The organism is Pontibacter lucknowensis, from assembly GCF_900156415.1.
Lineage (GTDB): Bacteria > Bacteroidota > Bacteroidia > Cytophagales > Hymenobacteraceae > Pontibacter > Pontibacter lucknowensis.
Genome location: NZ_FTNM01000005.1, coordinates 227,735 through 244,211 on the forward strand (window position 1 = coordinate 227,735; position 16,477 = coordinate 244,211).

The following is a 16,477-nucleotide window of genomic DNA, read 5'->3' on the forward strand; positions in this document are numbered from 1 at the left end:
CTTAACACCTGGTATATTACAATTATGTATCCTATTTTTCCCTATCACTATTCAGAACAAGGCTGCCTGAAATTTTAGAAGAGGGCCTGCTTTGATAAACGCAGAAGTCTTTGCTAACTTAGAGGCTTCTAAAAGAGCATGTTCAAACTTTATCTTTCATATAGTACCCACTTTGCAGCGGAAGCCACGATTCGCTATCTCAGGACGCGCTGCTCAGCCATGCGGCTTTAGTACCATTCTGAAGCCTTGCTCTTACCCGCTCCCAAGGGCCGAATAAAAGTTTAAGCATTCTCTACGCACCTTATTGCACAATTCACCTTATATGAAAAAGAGTCTACTTCTTTTTTCTCTCCTGATACTCCTTATCAGCCAAGCAATTGCCCAGGACACACCCTCCGGCAAATCTTCCAGGTCATCGCCTATCAAGCTACAGTTCCCCACTGATCCCGGCTGGAACGTGCTTAAAGAGGGACAGAAACTCGAATTCGACGTGCAGGCCAGCGGTGGCACGGGCACCGATTTCAGGTATAGCATCAAGCAAGGCAAAGTCGATGGCATGATCTTCGACTCAACCGGCTATTTCTCCTGGACGCCCAGCTACGATTTTGTGGACCGCCTGAGCGGAGGTCGTGTGCTGCAGGTGATTTTTGAAGTCCGCAACGAGAAAGACGAGAGCGCCAGCCAGGTCGTTGACTTTAAAGTAGAGCATGTAAACCGTCCGCCGGTGGTGGGCGAACTGAAGCCGCTCTATGTACGCTACAATACCCAGAATACTTATACCATTGAGTCAGCGGCGGTGCAGGACGAAGACGAGGACCCGATCGTGTTTGTAGCCATTGCGGACGGTATGCCGGAAGGTGCCAAGCTTTCGGCGCAGGGCGAGTTTACCTGGAAGCCTTCTCTTACGCAGTTCAATCGCCTCCGTAACAACCCGATCAAAGTAGAGTTTTATGTAGAAGACCAGCCAGCCAAGGCCCGAACCCGCGGCTCTTTCAAAGTGGAGGTAACGCAGCAGGACCTGCCGCCTACCCTGCAGATGATCCCGTCTCAGAAGCGTTTTGTTTACAAGGAAGACGCCACACTTAATATCAAGTTCCAGATCTATGACCCGAACGGGGAGGCCGATATCGCTTCTTTCAGCTTTATTTCCACTGACCCCAAAGTCCCGGCTACTGCCCTCGTGAAGAACACAGCCTCGCAGTACGAATTCATCTGGCGACCGGGCTACGACTTTGTGCGCGACCCGCTCGACTCTGTGGCTTTTGAGATGACCTTTTTTGTGCTGGACAAATCCAACAAGCGCGATGAGCGCACCGTGTCTATCACCATTATCAATGCCGTAAACGAAGGTGAAAAAGATCAGAAGCTTTATAACGAGTATCGCGCTGCCCTGGTGCGTGCCTGGGACCTGATGGAGCAGCTTAAGGAGACTGAAAAAGACCTGAAGAAGAAATATAACCGCGCCCGTAAAGGCAAGAAAGGTCGCTCCCTGGCCAATGCCTCGATGGGTGCTGTAACGGGTGTGGCCCCTGTCATCATAGACGAGCCAGCTACCAGCAAAAAGATCACCACCATCGGCGGTACAACTGTCATGACCATCGGCACGCTGGAGGCGACGGAGGTGATAGGCCGCTCCACCAAAGACCTGGTAGAGCGACTGAATTACATCATCGAGAAGCGCAACGAACTGCAGACCAAAGGCGATGTCTTCGCCCGTAAGTATGCCCTCAAGTCATCCCGCCGCAGGCCGGATTTCCTCAAAGATGTGGATGACTTTGTAGCAGTGATGAATCTGAAAGGCATGGTCGCCCTGGAGCTGGATGCCAGCTGGAAGAACAAGAGCAAAGCCAGCGATGAGAACATCGCCAAGACCTTTAAGGATTTTGGATACGAAAGTCAGAATTAGTACGTCTTATAAAACGATAGAGCCGGAGGCTGACGCCTCCGGCTCTATCGTTTACAGCTAAACAATTAAACTATTCTTTAGAAGCCAGTATCATTCTGGCTAGTTCTAACTCTTCCTGCAGGATGGTGTGCGGGCGTCCCGGGTATACCTTGCGGGATACTTTCGCGCCCATCCCTTCCATTTGCTTCACGGTTTCATCTACCCTGCTTACCGGCACATGCGGATCCGGGTCTCCTGTAGAAATGAACACCGGTGTACCTTCGAAATCGCCTTTGTAGTTGCTCGTGTTCAGTTCCTGACCGATCAGTCCGCCCGTGAAGATCAGCAGACCACCGAAGCGCTGTGCGTGCCGGGTAGCGTACTCTGCCGTTAAGCAGGCGCCCTGCGAGAAGCCGAGCAAGTAAATGTCCTTACTGGCTATACCTTGCGCTTTTATACTTTGCACGGTTTCATTGATCAGTTCCAGGGCCGAGTCCAAAGCAGGCTGGTTCTGATCGGCCGGCGCCATGAAGCTGTAAGGGTACCAGGTATTATTGGTAGCCTGCGGTGCGAACAGCGTGAAATCATCCGCTCCCAGTTCCTGCGCCAAGGGCAATATGCTCGCCGCCGTGGCACCTCTCCCATGGATCAGGATCAGCGCCTTGCCAGTTTCAGACAAGGGTTTGCCCTGCGTGCGTACTTGCTTTTCGTGTGTGTACATGCTATATCTTTCGTTCAGTTTAAGATGACTGCCTTAGTCCAGACTTGGCAGAACGGCTTCGATTTTGGCTCTGTGGGGTTCGTACTGCGGTGGCAGCAGTAGTTTCTGACCCAGTTCTTCCACCGGCTCGTCTATCGCAAAGCCCGGGTTGTCGGTTGCGATCTCGAATAGCACACCGCCCGGCTCACGGAAGTAAAGCGAGTAGAAGTAATTGCGGTCAATCTTCTCAGTAATATTGAAGCCTTTGCTAGCCACTTTTTCACGGAATCGCATCAGCACCTCCTCATCTTTCACCCGGAAAGCAATGTGATGGTTTGTACCTGCTCCGCCTTCTCCACGACTGACATTCGGGTTTTCCACGATGTCAATGTTGTTGGCGCCTTCCACCGCATTGGTGCTATACCTGTAGCTGTTTCCTGTCTGGTCCTGCAAGGTATAGCCAAAGATGTCGGTCAGGATCGTCGCCGTCTTTTCAGCCTTACCCAATGTCAGCGTCACACTATGGAAACCTTTGGTCGCCACGTCTGCTTTCACTTCGTCGGTTTCCCAGGGCTTGCGGTTGTCAGTATTTTTAGGGATCACCAGCTCCAGCAACAACCCGTCCGGGTCCTGGAAAGGCAGGTACTGCTCCCCGAATTTCTCCGCAGGGCGACCGTAACTTACTCCGTGTTCCTCGAAGCGTTTTATCCAGAAGTCAAAGCTGCCCTCAGGCACAGCGTAGCCAATGTGCGTGGCCATACCTGTGCCAGCCTTGCCACGACGTGCACCTGCGTAAGGGAAGAAGGTCAGGATGGTTCCCGGGCTGCCCGCCTCATCGCCATAATAGAGGTGATAGGTGCCGGGATCATCAAAGTTAACCGTCTTTTTGAGCAGCCTTAAGCCCAGCACTTTGGTATAAAAGTCCAGGTTGCTTTTTGCCGAATCGGCAATGGCTGTGATATGGTGAAGTCCTAAGATTCTGTCTTCCATGGTAATATTGTTTAGCTGTTAAAAGGTATACGCGAGGAGGGAGTTAAGATGTCATTTCGGATGCAATGAGAAATCTGAAGGCATTTATTATCCGGATTTCTCATTGCATCTGAAATGACAATTTGCAAACTTAGCCCTGCTTCACCAGCTGCACTTCAGCCTGCAGCTTGATCTCGTCGCTCACTACGACGCTACCGGCTTCCGTTACCGCGTTCCAGGTCAGGCCAAACTCTTTACGGCTGATCTTTCCAGTCACCGTGAAGCCTGCCTTGTGCTGCCCGTAAGGGTCTACTACCGTGCCGCCAAACTCCACGTCCACAGTAACAGGCTTGGTTACGTCACGGATGGTCAGGTCGCCGTGCAGTTTGTACTCATTGCCGCCTACGTTCTCGTAGTTCTTGCCAACAAAGCGAATCTCGTCGTGCTTCTCTACATCAAAGAAATCGCCTGACTTCAGGTGCGTATCACGCTGCTCGTTGTTGGTGCTGATCGAGTTCACATCGGCCGTGAACACAATGTTGCTGGCACCATTGAAGTTCTCGTCTTCACTCTCGGCCTCTACCGTGAATTTTTCGAAATAACCTGTCACAGTCGTGATCATCAGGTGCTTTACTTTGAACTGTACTTCGCTGTGCGTTGGGTCTACTGACCATTTTACGTTTGCCATAATCTTATCTTTTATTTGGGTTAAAATGTTTTCTGCTACAAACTTACAATAAATGTATAGACTTTAAATGTATATACATCAATTATTTTAAAAAGGTTTCTTATGCTTCAACTTTCCTGTCTTATATAGCTGATTATGCGCTGAAAATTTGCTCCGGTTTATGAATTCAAAAACAGGGCGCACAGACAGGTATAAGAGCATAGGTTAGACCCAGCAAGATACCGACAGTTGCAGGATATTTTTTCATACCTAAACCGCAAATATTAAAGTGTATTTTGCGCAAACGGGTTGGCAGTGGTGCAGAAAATAGCGAACTTCCAGCTAGTAAACCGGCATGTTCAGAACAGTGAGTAGCAGCATCTGAAATGTGCCGAATCAAGACTTAATTCTGATCAAGAAATGGGAAAGGTACTTTCTTTTGGTGAGTTGTTGTTGCGTATCTGTCCGGATGAAGCGGGGCAGTGGCTTCAGGAAAATAGCTTACCTTTTTATGTAGGCGGTGCAGAAGCCAATGTGGCAACGGCGCTGGCCCTGTGGGGTATACCATCCGCCTATCTTACCGCCCTGCCCGACAACTTTGTGTCAGAACAGTTGGTTGGCTACCTCAACAGCCGCCAGGTACAAACGGACCAGATTGTGTATCAGGGCGACCGTGTCGGGCTGTATTACCTACCCAAGGGAAAAGACCTGAAAAATGCCGGCGTGATTTACGACCGGGCCGGATCGGCTTATGCTGACCTGAAACCGGGCACTATTGACTGGGAGAAAGCTTTCGAAGATGTGAGCTGGTTTCATTTCAGCGCCATTTGCCCTGCCATCAACCAATCCGTAGCCGATGTCTGCGAAGAGGCTTTGCAAGTTGCAGTACAGAAAAAAATCACGGTCTCGCTGGACCTTAACTACCGCGCTAAGCTTTGGAAATATGGCAAGGACCCATTGGAAGTGATGCCTGCGCTGGCACAGTATTGTGACCTGATCATGGGCAACATCTGGGCAGCCAATAAGATGCTGGGTATACCGCTTGATGAAAACCTGATCGCTAACCTTAACAAGGCGAGCCTGCAGCAGCATGCCGCCCGCACTTCAAAAGCTATTTTGGAGAAGTTTCCTAAGTGCCGCACGGTAGCCAACACCTTCCGGTTTGACTTCCGGCAAGGCATTCGGTACTTTACTACACTATTCGAAGCAGGCAACCTGTATACCTCCCACGAATACCAGGTGGCGCAGATCCTGGACAAGGTAGGAAGTGGCGATTGTTTTATGGCCGGCCTTATCTACGGCTACTACAACCAGCTTCCCCCTGCCGAAACGGTTGAATTCGCCACTGCCGCCGCCTTCAGGAAATTATTTATCCCGAGTGATGCCACCACCAGCACCGTGGCCGAGATCAACGATACCACCCTAGCCCATGCAAACTAAAGAAAATGCCCTGAACACTCTCTTGAAGCAGGGTTTACTGCCCTTGTTCTTTTATGAAAACCCAGAGGTGAGCCTGCAGATTGTGAAGACGCTCTACCAGGCTGGCATCCGCACCCTCGAATACACCAACAGAGGTCCTGCGGCACTCGAAAACTTCAGATTTCTCAAGAAAGAACTCACTGTGCTATACCCTGACTTGCACCTAGGCATTGGCACGATCAAAACCACTGAAGAAGCTGAGGCTTTTATAGAGGCAGGCGCAGATTATATTGTGTGTCCGATTGTGAACCCTGCCGTGGGTGATCTCACACACAAAGCCGGGCTGCTGTGGATACCGGGCTGCTTTACTCCAACCGAAATCCATGTGGCCCAGCAGCACCAGGCAGCGCTTATTAAAATTTTTCCGGCCAATGTACTCGGACCGGGTTATGTAGCGTCTATCAAAGAACTATTCGCAGGGCAGCTGTTCATCCCGACAGGCGGCGTGGAGATTGACCTTGACAACATCAGCACCTGGTTTAAATCCGGCGTTTGCGCCGTAGGGATGGGCTCCAAACTTATCAGCAAAGACATACTGGACAACAGGGACTACCCGAAACTGGAAAAACTAACGCAGCAGGCTATCGAAATAGTCAAAAAAGCCAGAAAATAAAGCCTGCGTTCCTCGAGGCTGTTTCATATCCTGATTTCAGGTATAGCTCACCCAAAATGCCAAAAAAATACCCTGCCGATAAGCATCAACAGGGTATAAAAATAGACTTTTGATGCGAGCTCACTATAACTTCACCATCGCGTCTATTGTCTGGATACTTCCATCCGGGTTGTGCTTCAGTTCTGTTACCTTCACGCTACGCAGCGGTGTTTTACCCCCTGACAGAGAACTGTCGTGGTAGAACAGGTACCACTTGCCATTGTGCTCTGCGATAGAATGGTGGTTGGTCCAGCCTAGCACGGGCTTCAGGATAACACCCTGGTAGGTGAACGGGCCGTATGGGCTGTCGCCGGTAGCATAGGCTATGTTGTGCGTGTCACCGGTGGAATATGAGAAGTAGTATTTGCCATTGTACTTGTGTACCCAGGCTGCCTCAAAAAAGCGTCTTTCATTGTCGCCGGCCAGCAGTGGTTTCCCGTTCTCGTCGAGTATCTGCACATCGCGCAGCTCCTCAGCAAAGCTCTTCATGTCAGGGCTCAGTTTGGCTACTTTCGGCATCAAGGCTGGTGCGTCATCAGCAGGATATTCGTCGTTTGGGTTATAGGTGCCCGTGCTCCAGCGCTGCAACTGACCTCCCCAGATGCCACCAATGTACATATAGTATTCGCCGTTGTCTTCGTACACGGCAGGGTCTATGCTGTAGCTGCCCTTGATCGGTTCCGGCTCTGCTTTGAACGGTCCGGTTGGTGAGTTGCTGGTCGCTACCCCGATCCTAAAAACATCCTGCTTGTCTTTTGCCGGGAAAAAGAAATAGTAGGTCCCGTCTTTGTAAGCCGCATCCGGTGCCCACATTTGTCTTCCGGCCCAAGGCACATCCTTGATATCCAGCGCCACGCCATGGTCTTTTACCTCACCGCCTACACTGTCCATCGACAGCACATGGTAGTCTTTCATAGCGAAGTGTGAGCCATCGTCTTTCTCAGGTATACCTGCTTCAATATCGTGCGAAGGGTAAATGTATATTCTGCCGTTGAAAACATGGGCTGATGGATCCGCGGTGTAAATGTGCGTCACCAATGGGTCGTTTGCTACAGTGACTACTTCTTGCGCTACGGGCTGTTCGGCCTCTGTCTGGTTCTCGGATGCTGTGCTCTGGCAACCGCTTGCCAGAACAGATACCGCTAGCATGGCCAACGCGGTGTGTTTAAATGGCTTTTTTGCTATCATGATAGGTATAGGGTTATAAATCAGTTAAAAGCTTAATTTTTTATTGTTTCAGGGAAGTGGAAGTGCTGTTGTAGATCGCGTCGTTGCCTTCATAATCAAACCAGTCGAAGGCGGCTTTGCTGTTGGATGATTTACCCTGTGAGGTAGCGAATATACCCAGCGTCACGCCCACAAAGCCACCCGATACGCGGGTGCTCAGGTAACGACCGTCGACCTCGCCCTGCAGCAATTTCCAAGCGCCATCTTTAGTCGCGTAAGAGAAGGCATACCTGGCTCCGTCGAAGTCTATTTTAAGTTGCAAAGGCAGTTTGCTTTCCTTTTTGCTGAGCTGTTGCTCGGCCAGCACCGTGCCGTCGGCTTTCCGCAGCTGCACCACCTGTTTACCTTTAGCTATGGTTTTGCCGAGTAGGTAATGGTGCTTCTCTCCCTGAAAGGCGGCTATACCTGCAAACTCGCTGTCGCCTGTTGGCTGAAACTCCATTATAGTGCTGGCGCTCCCCGCGATGTGCTGCTGCCTTCTGGTGAGGAAAGACGGATTGCTTTTGCCAGAGAGTTCTTCGGGGCGCACCGCCAGCGTCAGTTTTCCGGATGGCTGGCTCAGGCTGTACCAGTCGGTGTGCGGAGTGCGCAGCATCAGCCAGTGCATCGGCAGTTTGCTGTCGTTAAAGTCCTCTCTATACCTGAAGTTTCCGTTCAGCGGGAAATCGCTCAGCTTGGCTTCTGGCAGATTGGGACGGGTATAGCTATACTGTACCAGCTCGTGCTCAGCGTTGATAATGGGCCAGCCGTCCTGCCAGGTTACCGGGGCTAGAAATGTTTCGCGGCCGATGTTGTAGTGGTCCTCCGTATCGTACGGGCGGGTAGCCAAAAACACAGCCCACCATTCGCCGTTTTTTGTCTGCACCAGGTCGGCATGGCCCGTGGCGGATACCGGGTTGGGACGGTCGTTGGGCAGATGGCGTTGCGTCAGAATGGGATTTTTATCGTAGGGCACATAAGGCCCGGTTGCTTTTTCGCTGCGCAGAATCACTTCGGAGTGGTTCACGCTGGTCCCCCCCTCGGCCGCCATCAGATAGTAGTAGCCATTCACGTTGTAAATGTGCGGCCCTTCAATCCAGACAGGCTTTTTGGAAATATCTACTCCCCCGTTTACCAGGATGCTTGGCTGGCCCACTGTTTTCAGGTTTTTGTAGTCGAACTCGAGTATCCGGATGGTGCGGTGTCCATCGTAAAGCGGCTTGTTGTCAGGTGCGTCGCTGTTGTAGAGAATGTAGGCTTTACCGTCCTTGTCAAAAAAAATGGATGGGTCGATGCCGCTTACCTCGCGCAACCACACCGGGTCAGACCATGGCCCTGCCGGATTGGTGGCCGTTACCACAAAGTTACCACCTTTGTCCACCAGCGTCGTGATCATATAAAACACGCCGTCGTGGTATTCAATGGCGGGTGCAAAAATGCCGCGCGACACACCCAGACCTTCCACGTCCAATTGCTCCGGACGGTCAAGTATGTTGCCGATCTGTTTCCAGTTTACTAAATCCTTGCTGTGGAAAATTGGCACACCCGGGTAGTAAGAAAAGGTAGAGTGCACCAGGTAAAAATCATCGCCCGCCCGACAGATGCTGGGGTCCGGGTAAAAGCCTGCCAGAATCGGATTCAGGAACTTCTCCTGCGCCTGCACTGCCAATGAAATCAGAAATAAAGCCATCGCCAGGCCTGCCTTTTTCAGGATGCTGCTATACTTGGTTATACCTGCCATGTTATCTTTTTGCTGTAATGAAGATTTAGTTGCTGTAAACTTGGCCCTTCAGAAAAAGGGAATTTCAAACACTGCTGTTACCCATGGCGCGAGCATTCTCGCTGGCGCTATGAAAGTCTTCTTGTCATTTCGACCTTTGGGAGAAATCTGAAAGTCATTACATCCAGTTCTTTCCTATCATCGAGATGACAGCTTAAGGTCGGTTAATTCACCGCCGTCTCCGCTCCTGCCTGCACGCTCTCTGGCGGACCGAGATAGCTTGGCTTCGCTCCTGTTGTTTCCACCACAATCTTCTGCACCACCACACCCGGGTCTACCATCCATACCTTGAGCGTATGCTGCCCTGGCTTGCTCACCTGGTGCTTCGACTGCGTCACGATGATGCTGTTGGCTACCCACTCGTCCCAGGACTGGGTGGTGTTGTCGTGGTGGATGCTCACGATCTGCGGAGCTGCATCGTCAATGGAAACGGCGTAGCGTATACCTTTCGGCAGGTCGAGGTAGTTGAGCGTGGGCGATACGTGTACCTGCACGTTCACTTCACCACTGGTCAGCAGGTGCATGTCGTACTCCAGCACAGGGCTGTTGGCGCCAGGCTGCTGACTTGAGGCTGTAACAGGGAAAGGCGTCATGGCAGAGGCGGTGCGGCCCATGTCGGGCAACAGCTTCCAGCTTAGGTTGCCAGCGGGTATGCTGCGGCTGTAATTTTCGGCTTGCATCGAGACATAGCCATTGCTTTCCACGAAGCCTTTGGCCGTGCTGGCCGTAGCTGGGTTGTTCACCTGCGCCTGCACCACCACGCTTTTGCCGTTCGGGCCTGTGATGGTAATCGGCACCCGTTGCTTTCCTTGCGGGGCTTTGCTCCAATCGACACGCACCCAGAGGCGCTGCTGGTCTTCTACTTTGCCCTGTTGCTGGTCTACCTGTAGCCAGGCTGCACCCGTTTTCACAGAATAGTTGAAAGGTGCCTGCCCACGGTTAAAGATTTCGATATAATGGGCTTTCTCGCCAAACGGGGTCAGTTCAGGCAATATGGCCTCTTCTTTGGCGGCTGGCCACCAGGCAGTGGAACCTTCCACGGCGATGCCCATCTCGGCGGCTGGCAGTTTGATTTCTGTTACATCCGGCATCACGTCCTTTTCGGGTTGCTGCCAATAGGTATAGCTGATGTGCGTCTGGTCCATCATGTGGCTCCACTTGCCGTTGGCAATGTCTTCGTTGTAAATGCGGGAAAGCTCCTGATCCAGGGCAAAGTGCTTTCTGCCTTTTTCAGCCATGGCATTGGTGGCGGCGCGGCCCTGCTTGCCATACAGTCGGTTAAAGCCCACGGACACCCACAGCGCATTGAGGTTGGCTGCGGCTTTAACAGGATGCAGCACCAACTGGAAGTAAGCGTCTTTGGCTTCGGCGGGAAGCTGGTTGTAGAGCTTTTCAGCCTGCTCCGCTAGTTGCTGATATTCTGCTACTACCCGCTCCGCTTCGCGGTAATTAGTCAGGCTATAAGTTTCGGCTGACAAAAGCTCAGGCTTGCGGCGTGAGTTGAACTTGGCATACTTGGCCAGCATCCCGGCTATGGCTGGGGCATGGGTTTCGCCGAACTGCTGCGCTGCCCACAGTCTGGTGTACTCGTCGAGCCGCTCTACAGGCCACTTCTCCGGGTTCCAGGCATAGTCGAGGAAGAACTCGGTCGGGAACTCCATCGGTTTGATATCGCCCACGTTTACAATCCAGATTTTGTTCGCGCCGTGCTGGTAGGCCAGGTGCATTTGCTCCCAGATGCGGGGTAGCGGGTTGGTGTTGATCCACTTGTAATTTCGCGGACCACCTACATAATCGTAGTGGTAGTAGATGCCAAAACCGCCCGAGTGCTGCTTCTCGCCTGGCTTGGGCAGTTTGCGCAGGTTGCCCCAGTTGTCGTCGGCCAGCAAAAGCGTTACGTCGTCCGGCACACGCATGCCTTTGTCGTAATAGTCCTGCACTTCTTTGTAGAGCGCCCAGATCTGAGGCGTTTCAGAAGCAGGTTTGCCCGTTACTTCTGCAATGATTTTGCGTTGGTCTTCTACAATCTGCTCAAGCAAGGCAATGTTACTGTCCTCGCTCATTGGCTCGTCGCCGTCGCCGCGCATACCTATCGTCACGATGCTTTCGTTATTGCCCATGCGCTTAATTCCTTCACGCCAGAATTCCTGCAGGGTTGCTTTATTGGTTTGGTAGTTCCAGTCGCCTTTGCCGTAGCGGCTCCACTCCACGTGGGCACGCGACAGGGGCTCGTGGTGTGAGGTGCCGATCACCACACCATATTCATCGGCCAGTATTGGGCTTTTGGGGTCGTCGTCATAAATAGAGCGTCCCCACATGGCCGGCCACAGGTAATTGCCTTTCATGCGCAGAATCAGCTCAAACACATGCACATAAAACTTCGAGTTGAAGCCGCCGAATTTCTCGGTAGCCCATCCTGCCAGCGCAGGTGCTTCATCGTTAATGAAAATGCCCCGGTACTGCACAGCGGGCGTACCCAAGGTATGGCGGCCTGGCAGTACGTACAGATTCTCTTGTTTCTTTACCGGCACATCTGCCCACCAGTACCAGGGCGTCACGCCAATTTGAGCCGAAACATCATAGATGCCGTAAATGGTACCGCGCTTGTCACTGCCCACAATTACCAAGGCCTGATCTACACCCGCCATCGGCTTCTCCACTACCTGCACCAGAAAGGTCTCCCACTTGCCCGCTATACCTGACACGTCGAGTTTTCTATCCTTCACCAGTTTGTCAATCACCGGACTTTTGCCCAATGTACCTACCAGTACCAGTTGCTTCGTTTTCGGAGCCTTTTTATCGACAGTCAGTTTCGGTTCGGCCTGGGTTACCCGCTTGATATCAGCCTGCAGGTCGCGGGCAGCGCGAATAACGCCCGCGTGGTCCTGATTGCTCACATACAGCGGGGCCAGTTTGCCAGCCGCCGCCAGAGTAAAGCTGCCTTTCTCTTGAGAATTGCTGATGTAGGATTTGTCATGCGTAGCCTGCGCTGACTGTGCAACCAGCGTAAAAACTGCCATCAGCAACAAGGTATAGGACAACCGTGATAGGTATAGCAAGGAGTGTTTCATGTCGTATGTATTAAGAGCGTTGTAAGCATTGATATTTCTTGTTAAGCCAATTGCCTGCTTATTACATCCTGTTGCTAGAGTTCTACCTGCTTCATTTTAGGCGACAGGAAGTGAATCACCAGCCAGGCTACCAGATAGGCCAGTCCGCAAATCGTGAAGATGATGTTGTAGCCCGCCACCAGATTGCCGAGTACTTTGTAATAGTCGAGAATGAAGCCGATGAAGAGCGGGAAAAGCGCCCCGCTCACTGAGCCAGCCATGCCGCCTATACCTACCACCGAGCTCACCGCTTTTTTCGGGAACATATCTGACACGATGGTATAGATGTTGGCACTCCAGGCCTGGTGTGCCGCAGCCGCCAGACTAATCAAACCTACAGCTACCCAGATGTCGGAGGTATAGCGGGCCAGCATGATGGGCACCACCAGCAAAGCGATAATCAGCATGGCCGTTTTGCGGGCCTTGAACACGGGCCAGCCTTTGTTGATGAAATAGGAAGAAAGATAACCCCCGCCGATGCTACCCACTGTGGTCGCGGTATATACGATGGCCAGCGGCAAACTAGGCTTGCTCAAATCCAGCTGGAAAGTCGTACTGAAGTAGGAAGGCAGCCAGAAAAGGAAAAAATACCAGATAGGGTCGGTGAAGAACTTGCCACAAATGAATACCCAAGTCTGGCGGATGAACAGGAGCTTCGACCATTTCAACGGTTTCTCTTCAGCTTCCAGAGAAGCCGCATCGTCATCGCTGTGAATGTAGTCGTACTCTGCTTGGCTCAGGCGCTTCTGCTTGGCCGGAGTGTCGTAGTAGTATAACCAGAAAGCCAGCCAGACAAAACCGATGGCCCCTGTTATAATGAAGGCTTCCTGCCAGCCGTAGACACCCAAAATCCAGGGCACGATGATAGGTGCAGCCACAGCACCCACATTGGCTCCTGAGTTGAAAATGCCCGTAGCCAGTGCCCGTTCCTTCTTGGGGAACCACTCCGCTACTGTTTTTACGGCGGCAGGAAAGTTACCTGATTCTCCCGCACCCAATGCTGCACGTGCCACACCAAAGCCGAAGGTGCTGCGAGCCGCGGCATGCGCCATGGCGGCCACACTCCACACTACAATCGAGATGGAGTAGCCCATCTTGGTACCGATCTTGTCGATGAAGCGCCCGAACACCACCATACTTAGTGCATAAGCTGCCGTAAAGGCCGTCACGATGGCTGCGTAGTCGCTTTCGGTCCAGCTGAACTGCTGCTCCAGTGCCGGTTTCAGCAAGCCCATCACCTGCCGGTCGAGGTAGTTGATGGTGGTGGCGGCAAACAAGAGCGCACAGATCGTCCAACGGTAGGAACCTATCTTGACTTTCTCAGTGACGAGCTTGGGCTTCTTGAGGAGAGGTGAGTTCATAGCAGGCGAGTTAAGGGAAAAGATTAATCTTGATCAAAAGGGAAATAGTTCTTGGCGTTGTAGTAGCAAATGTCCTGTACCAGTTTGCCAATCCATGCGGTGTCGGCAGGCAACAGGCCCTGCTCCACTTCCTGCCCGAAAATATTGCAGAGCAGCCTTCTGAAATACTCGTGCCGTGAGTACGACAGGAAGCTGCGCGAATCAGTAAGCATGCCGATGAAGCAACTGATCAGGCCCATGTTAGAGAGCGCATCCATTTGTGATTTCATGCCGTCTAACTGGTCGAGGAACCACCAGCCCGAACCGAACTGCATTTTGCCTTTGATGCCACTCTGCTGGAAGTTGCCAATCATGGCGGCAAATACGGCATTGTCGGCTGGGTTCAGGTTATAGATGATAGTCCTGGCCAGCATACCTTCACGCTCCAAATCGTCGAAAAAAGCGGCCATGTTGCTGGCCTGTGCATAGTCCCCGATGGAATCGTAACCCGTGTCGGGACCATTGACTTGCAGCATGCGGCTGTTGGTGTTGCGCAGGGCGCCCACGTGGAACTGCTGTACCCAGCCTTTTCGGCTATACATTTTGCAAAGTTCCAGCAAAATAAAGCGGGAGAACTCCTCCTGGTATCTCGCACCCTCGCCATCCTGACCAGCCATCACGCAGGCGAATACCTGTTCTATTTTGCCGCTGTGTTTGCCTCTTGCCGGCAGCTGCGACAAGCCATGGTCGGAGATGCGGCAGCCATGGGCATGAAAGTACTCCATGCGGTTCTGCAGTGCCTCCAGCAAGGTATCGATGCTGTAAATGTGTATGCCACTGACGTCCGAAAGGCGGCGGATGTAGCTGCGGTAGCTCTCTCCTCCAGACAGATTCAGCGCTTTATCAGGGCGGAAAGAAGGCAGCACTTTTGTGCTGAGCTGCCCATCAGCCAGTTGCTTGTGGTACGCCAAGGTATGCACGGGGTCGTCGGTGGTGCCGACCATTTCCACATTGAAGTGCTTTAACAAACCCTGCGGCGTAAACTCGGGCTGCTGCAGCAACTCGTTGCAGTGGTCGTATACCTCGCGGGCATTGGCGCCGGAAAGCAAGTCGGTCACGCCAAAGGGATTTTTAAGTTCCATGTGCGCCCAGTGATAGAGCGGGTTGCGCATGGTATAAGGCATCGCTTCGGCCCACTTGACGAACTTCTCTTCGTCGCTGGCATTGCCGGTGATGTAGCGCTCGTCTATACCTAAGGTGCGGAGTGCGCGCCACTTATAATGGTCGCCAGCCAGCCAGATTTGTGTCATATTCCGGAAATTCTCGTTCCGGGCGATTTGCTCCTCAGGAAGGTGGTTATGATAATCGATGATGGGCAGGTCTTTCGCGTAGCCATGGTATAGCTCGCGCGCGACCTCGTTTTGCAACAGAAAATCTTCGCTCAAAAAACCCGCTGCCGTCTTGGTGTTAGTGGCGGTTGGCAGTGTCGTATGTCTGTTCATGTAAGTCAGTTTGGTTCATGGAACGTGCTATACCCATTTCGAGGCCCCGCAGCTCAGCCAGCCCGCGCAACCTGCCGATGGCAGAGTAGCCGGGGTTGGTTACTTTGTGCAGGTCATCGAGCATCTGGTGGCCGTGGTCCGGACGGAAAGGGATTGGCTGCTCGCGCTTTTCGTTTATTTGCACCAGTTCCTGCATCACGCCAAACATATCCACGTCGCCGGCCAGGTGGTCGGATTCGTGAAAGCTGCCCGCTTCGTCTTTGAGCACGTTGCGCAGGTGCGCAAAGTATACGCGGTGCCCTAAGGCTTTCAGGATCTCAACTGGGTTGTTGTGGCTGCCAGCCCCGAGGGAGCCTGTGCAGAAACAGATACCGTTAGCAGGATGGTCTACCCGTGTGATGATGTGCAGCAAGTCTTCTTTGGAAGTAGCGATGCGCGGCAGCCCAAGTATGGCAAAAGGCGGATCGTCGGGGTGGATGGTCATGTTGATGCCCGTCTCTTCACACACCGGTATAATGGCCTCCAGGAAATACGCCAGGTTCTCCCGCAACCCGTCGTAGCCGATGTTTTTGTATATCTCGATGCTTTGCAACAGCTCCGGAATGGTCACGCTGCCTTCGGTGGGCACACCCATCAAAATGGTATCGCTCAGCTTTTGCAGGTCTTCTTCGGAGTAAGTCTTATACCTGTCCACTGCCTGCTGCACCACCGCTTCAGGGTAGTCTTTTTTGGCACCTTCGCGGTTTAAGATGAACATGTCGAAAATGGCCAGCTCCACCCAATCGAAGTACAGAGCTTTGGCTCCGTTCTCAAGCTCGTAGGCCAGGTTGGTGCGGGTCCAATCGAGCACCGGCATAAAGTTGTAGCACACGGTTTTGATACCGCAGGCGGCCAGGTTGCGGAGCGTCTGGCGGTAGTTTTCCAGGTATAGTGCGCAGTCGGCGCGGCGGGTCTTGATGGATTCGTGCACGGGAACACTCTCTACCACTACCCACTCCAGACCAGCTGCCTCAATAATGCGTTTGCGTTCCTGTATTTCTTCCAGCGGCCATACCTGCCCGTGTGGTACGTGGTGCAGCGCACTCACTATACCTGTCGCTCCGGCCTGCCTCACATCTTGTAGTGTAACCGGGTCGTTGGGTCCGTACCATCTCCAGCTTTGTATTAGTGCCATGGTGTATGTGTTT

At 52.4% G+C, this 16,477-nt stretch carries 12 protein-coding genes; 3 read left to right on the plus strand and 9 right to left on the minus strand.

The genetic code is table 11. The annotated features are described in order from the left end of the window. Window positions 1–322 precede the first annotated feature (322 nt). Window positions 323–1,906: a hypothetical protein gene (locus BW972_RS15965; protein WP_076422840.1), complete on the plus strand. Its 1,584-nt coding sequence runs from the start codon at window positions 323–325 to the stop codon at window positions 1,904–1,906. A 70-nt stretch (window positions 1,907–1,976) separates the two neighbouring features. On the opposite strand, the gene BW972_RS15970 is transcribed toward BW972_RS15965, so the two are convergent. From BW972_RS15970 to BW972_RS15980, 3 genes are all read right to left on the minus strand, one after another. Then, the gene (locus BW972_RS15970; RefSeq protein ID WP_076422841.1) at window positions 1,977–2,606 is read right to left on the minus strand and encodes an alpha/beta hydrolase; all 630 of its coding nucleotides are present in this window, start codon (window positions 2,604–2,606) and stop codon (window positions 1,977–1,979) included. 33 nt (window positions 2,607–2,639) lie between these two features. Beyond that, window positions 2,640–3,575 carry a ring-cleaving dioxygenase gene (locus BW972_RS15975; RefSeq protein WP_076422842.1) on the minus strand — a complete coding sequence of 312 codons (936 nt, stop codon included), beginning with the start codon at window positions 3,573–3,575 and terminating at the stop codon, window positions 2,640–2,642. 130 nt (window positions 3,576–3,705) lie between these two features. Further along, the gene (locus tag BW972_RS15980; protein ID WP_076422843.1) at window positions 3,706–4,242 is read right to left on the minus strand and encodes a YceI family protein; all 537 of its coding nucleotides are present in this window, start codon (window positions 4,240–4,242) and stop codon (window positions 3,706–3,708) included. A gap of 399 nt (window positions 4,243–4,641) precedes the next feature. Between BW972_RS15980 and BW972_RS15985 the strand changes: the two genes are divergently transcribed. Next, window positions 4,642–5,661 carry a sugar kinase gene (locus BW972_RS15985; RefSeq protein ID WP_076422844.1) on the plus strand — a complete coding sequence of 340 codons (1,020 nt, stop codon included), beginning with the start codon at window positions 4,642–4,644 and terminating at the stop codon, window positions 5,659–5,661. Then, the gene (locus tag BW972_RS15990; protein WP_076422845.1) at window positions 5,651–6,313 is read left to right on the plus strand and encodes a bifunctional 4-hydroxy-2-oxoglutarate aldolase/2-dehydro-3-deoxy-phosphogluconate aldolase; all 663 of its coding nucleotides are present in this window, start codon (window positions 5,651–5,653) and stop codon (window positions 6,311–6,313) included. Before BW972_RS15985 ends, BW972_RS15990 begins: the two co-directional genes overlap by 11 nt. Window positions 6,314–6,436: 123 nt before the next feature. On the opposite strand, the gene BW972_RS15995 is transcribed toward BW972_RS15990, so the two are convergent. From BW972_RS15995 to uxuA, 6 genes are all read right to left on the minus strand, one after another. Next, complete coding sequence (locus BW972_RS15995) at window positions 6,437–7,540, minus strand: glycoside hydrolase family 43 protein (RefSeq protein ID WP_076422846.1); 1,104 nt, start codon at window positions 7,538–7,540, stop codon at window positions 6,437–6,439. A 40-nt stretch (window positions 7,541–7,580) separates the two neighbouring features. Next, complete coding sequence (locus BW972_RS16000; protein WP_234986411.1) at window positions 7,581–9,299, minus strand: glycoside hydrolase family 43 protein; 1,719 nt, start codon at window positions 9,297–9,299, stop codon at window positions 7,581–7,583. 203 nt (window positions 9,300–9,502) lie between these two features. Beyond that, window positions 9,503–12,409, minus strand: a complete 2,907-nt coding sequence (locus BW972_RS16005; RefSeq protein WP_076422847.1) for a glycosyl hydrolase 115 family protein — start codon at window positions 12,407–12,409, stop codon at window positions 9,503–9,505. A 74-nt stretch (window positions 12,410–12,483) separates the two neighbouring features. Beyond that, on the minus strand, window positions 12,484–13,809 hold the full coding sequence (locus BW972_RS16010) for an MFS transporter (RefSeq protein WP_076422848.1): 1,326 nt from the start codon (window positions 13,807–13,809) through the stop codon (window positions 12,484–12,486). A 23-nt stretch (window positions 13,810–13,832) separates the two neighbouring features. Continuing rightward, entirely contained in the window at window positions 13,833–15,290 is a 1,458-nt protein-coding gene (uxaC, locus tag BW972_RS16015; RefSeq protein ID WP_076422849.1) for a glucuronate isomerase, read from the minus strand. Continuing rightward, window positions 15,256–16,464, minus strand: a complete 1,209-nt coding sequence (gene uxuA / locus BW972_RS16020) for a mannonate dehydratase (RefSeq protein ID WP_076422850.1) — start codon at window positions 16,462–16,464, stop codon at window positions 15,256–15,258. The genes uxaC and uxuA overlap by 35 nt, the downstream gene beginning before the upstream one ends. Window positions 16,465–16,477 lie beyond the last annotated feature (13 nt).

Bases quoted from the DNA above. Each gene is read 5' to 3' on its own strand.
- BW972_RS16005 (WP_076422847.1), bottom strand. From the start codon at position 12,409: ATGAAACACTCCTTGCTATACCTATCACGGTTGTCCTATACCTTGTTG.
- BW972_RS15990 (WP_076422845.1), top strand. From the start codon at position 5,651: ATGCAAACTAAAGAAAATGCCCTGAACACTCTCTTGAAGCAGGGTTTA.
- BW972_RS15970 (WP_076422841.1), bottom strand. From the start codon at position 2,606: ATGTACACACACGAAAAGCAAGTACGCACGCAGGGCAAACCCTTGTCT.
- uxuA (WP_076422850.1), bottom strand. From the start codon at position 16,464: ATGGCACTAATACAAAGCTGGAGATGGTACGGACCCAACGACCCGGTT.
- BW972_RS15995 (WP_076422846.1), bottom strand. From the start codon at position 7,540: ATGATAGCAAAAAAGCCATTTAAACACACCGCGTTGGCCATGCTAGCG.
- BW972_RS15975 (WP_076422842.1), bottom strand. From the start codon at position 3,575: ATGGAAGACAGAATCTTAGGACTTCACCATATCACAGCCATTGCCGAT.
- BW972_RS16010 (WP_076422848.1), bottom strand. From the start codon at position 13,809: ATGAACTCACCTCTCCTCAAGAAGCCCAAGCTCGTCACTGAGAAAGTC.
- uxaC (WP_076422849.1), bottom strand. From the start codon at position 15,290: ATGAACAGACATACGACACTGCCAACCGCCACTAACACCAAGACGGCA.
- BW972_RS15965 (WP_076422840.1), top strand. From the start codon at position 323: ATGAAAAAGAGTCTACTTCTTTTTTCTCTCCTGATACTCCTTATCAGC.
- BW972_RS16000 (WP_234986411.1), bottom strand. From the start codon at position 9,299: ATGGCAGGTATAACCAAGTATAGCAGCATCCTGAAAAAGGCAGGCCTG.
- BW972_RS15985 (WP_076422844.1), top strand. From the start codon at position 4,642: ATGGGAAAGGTACTTTCTTTTGGTGAGTTGTTGTTGCGTATCTGTCCG.
- BW972_RS15980 (WP_076422843.1), bottom strand. From the start codon at position 4,242: ATGGCAAACGTAAAATGGTCAGTAGACCCAACGCACAGCGAAGTACAG.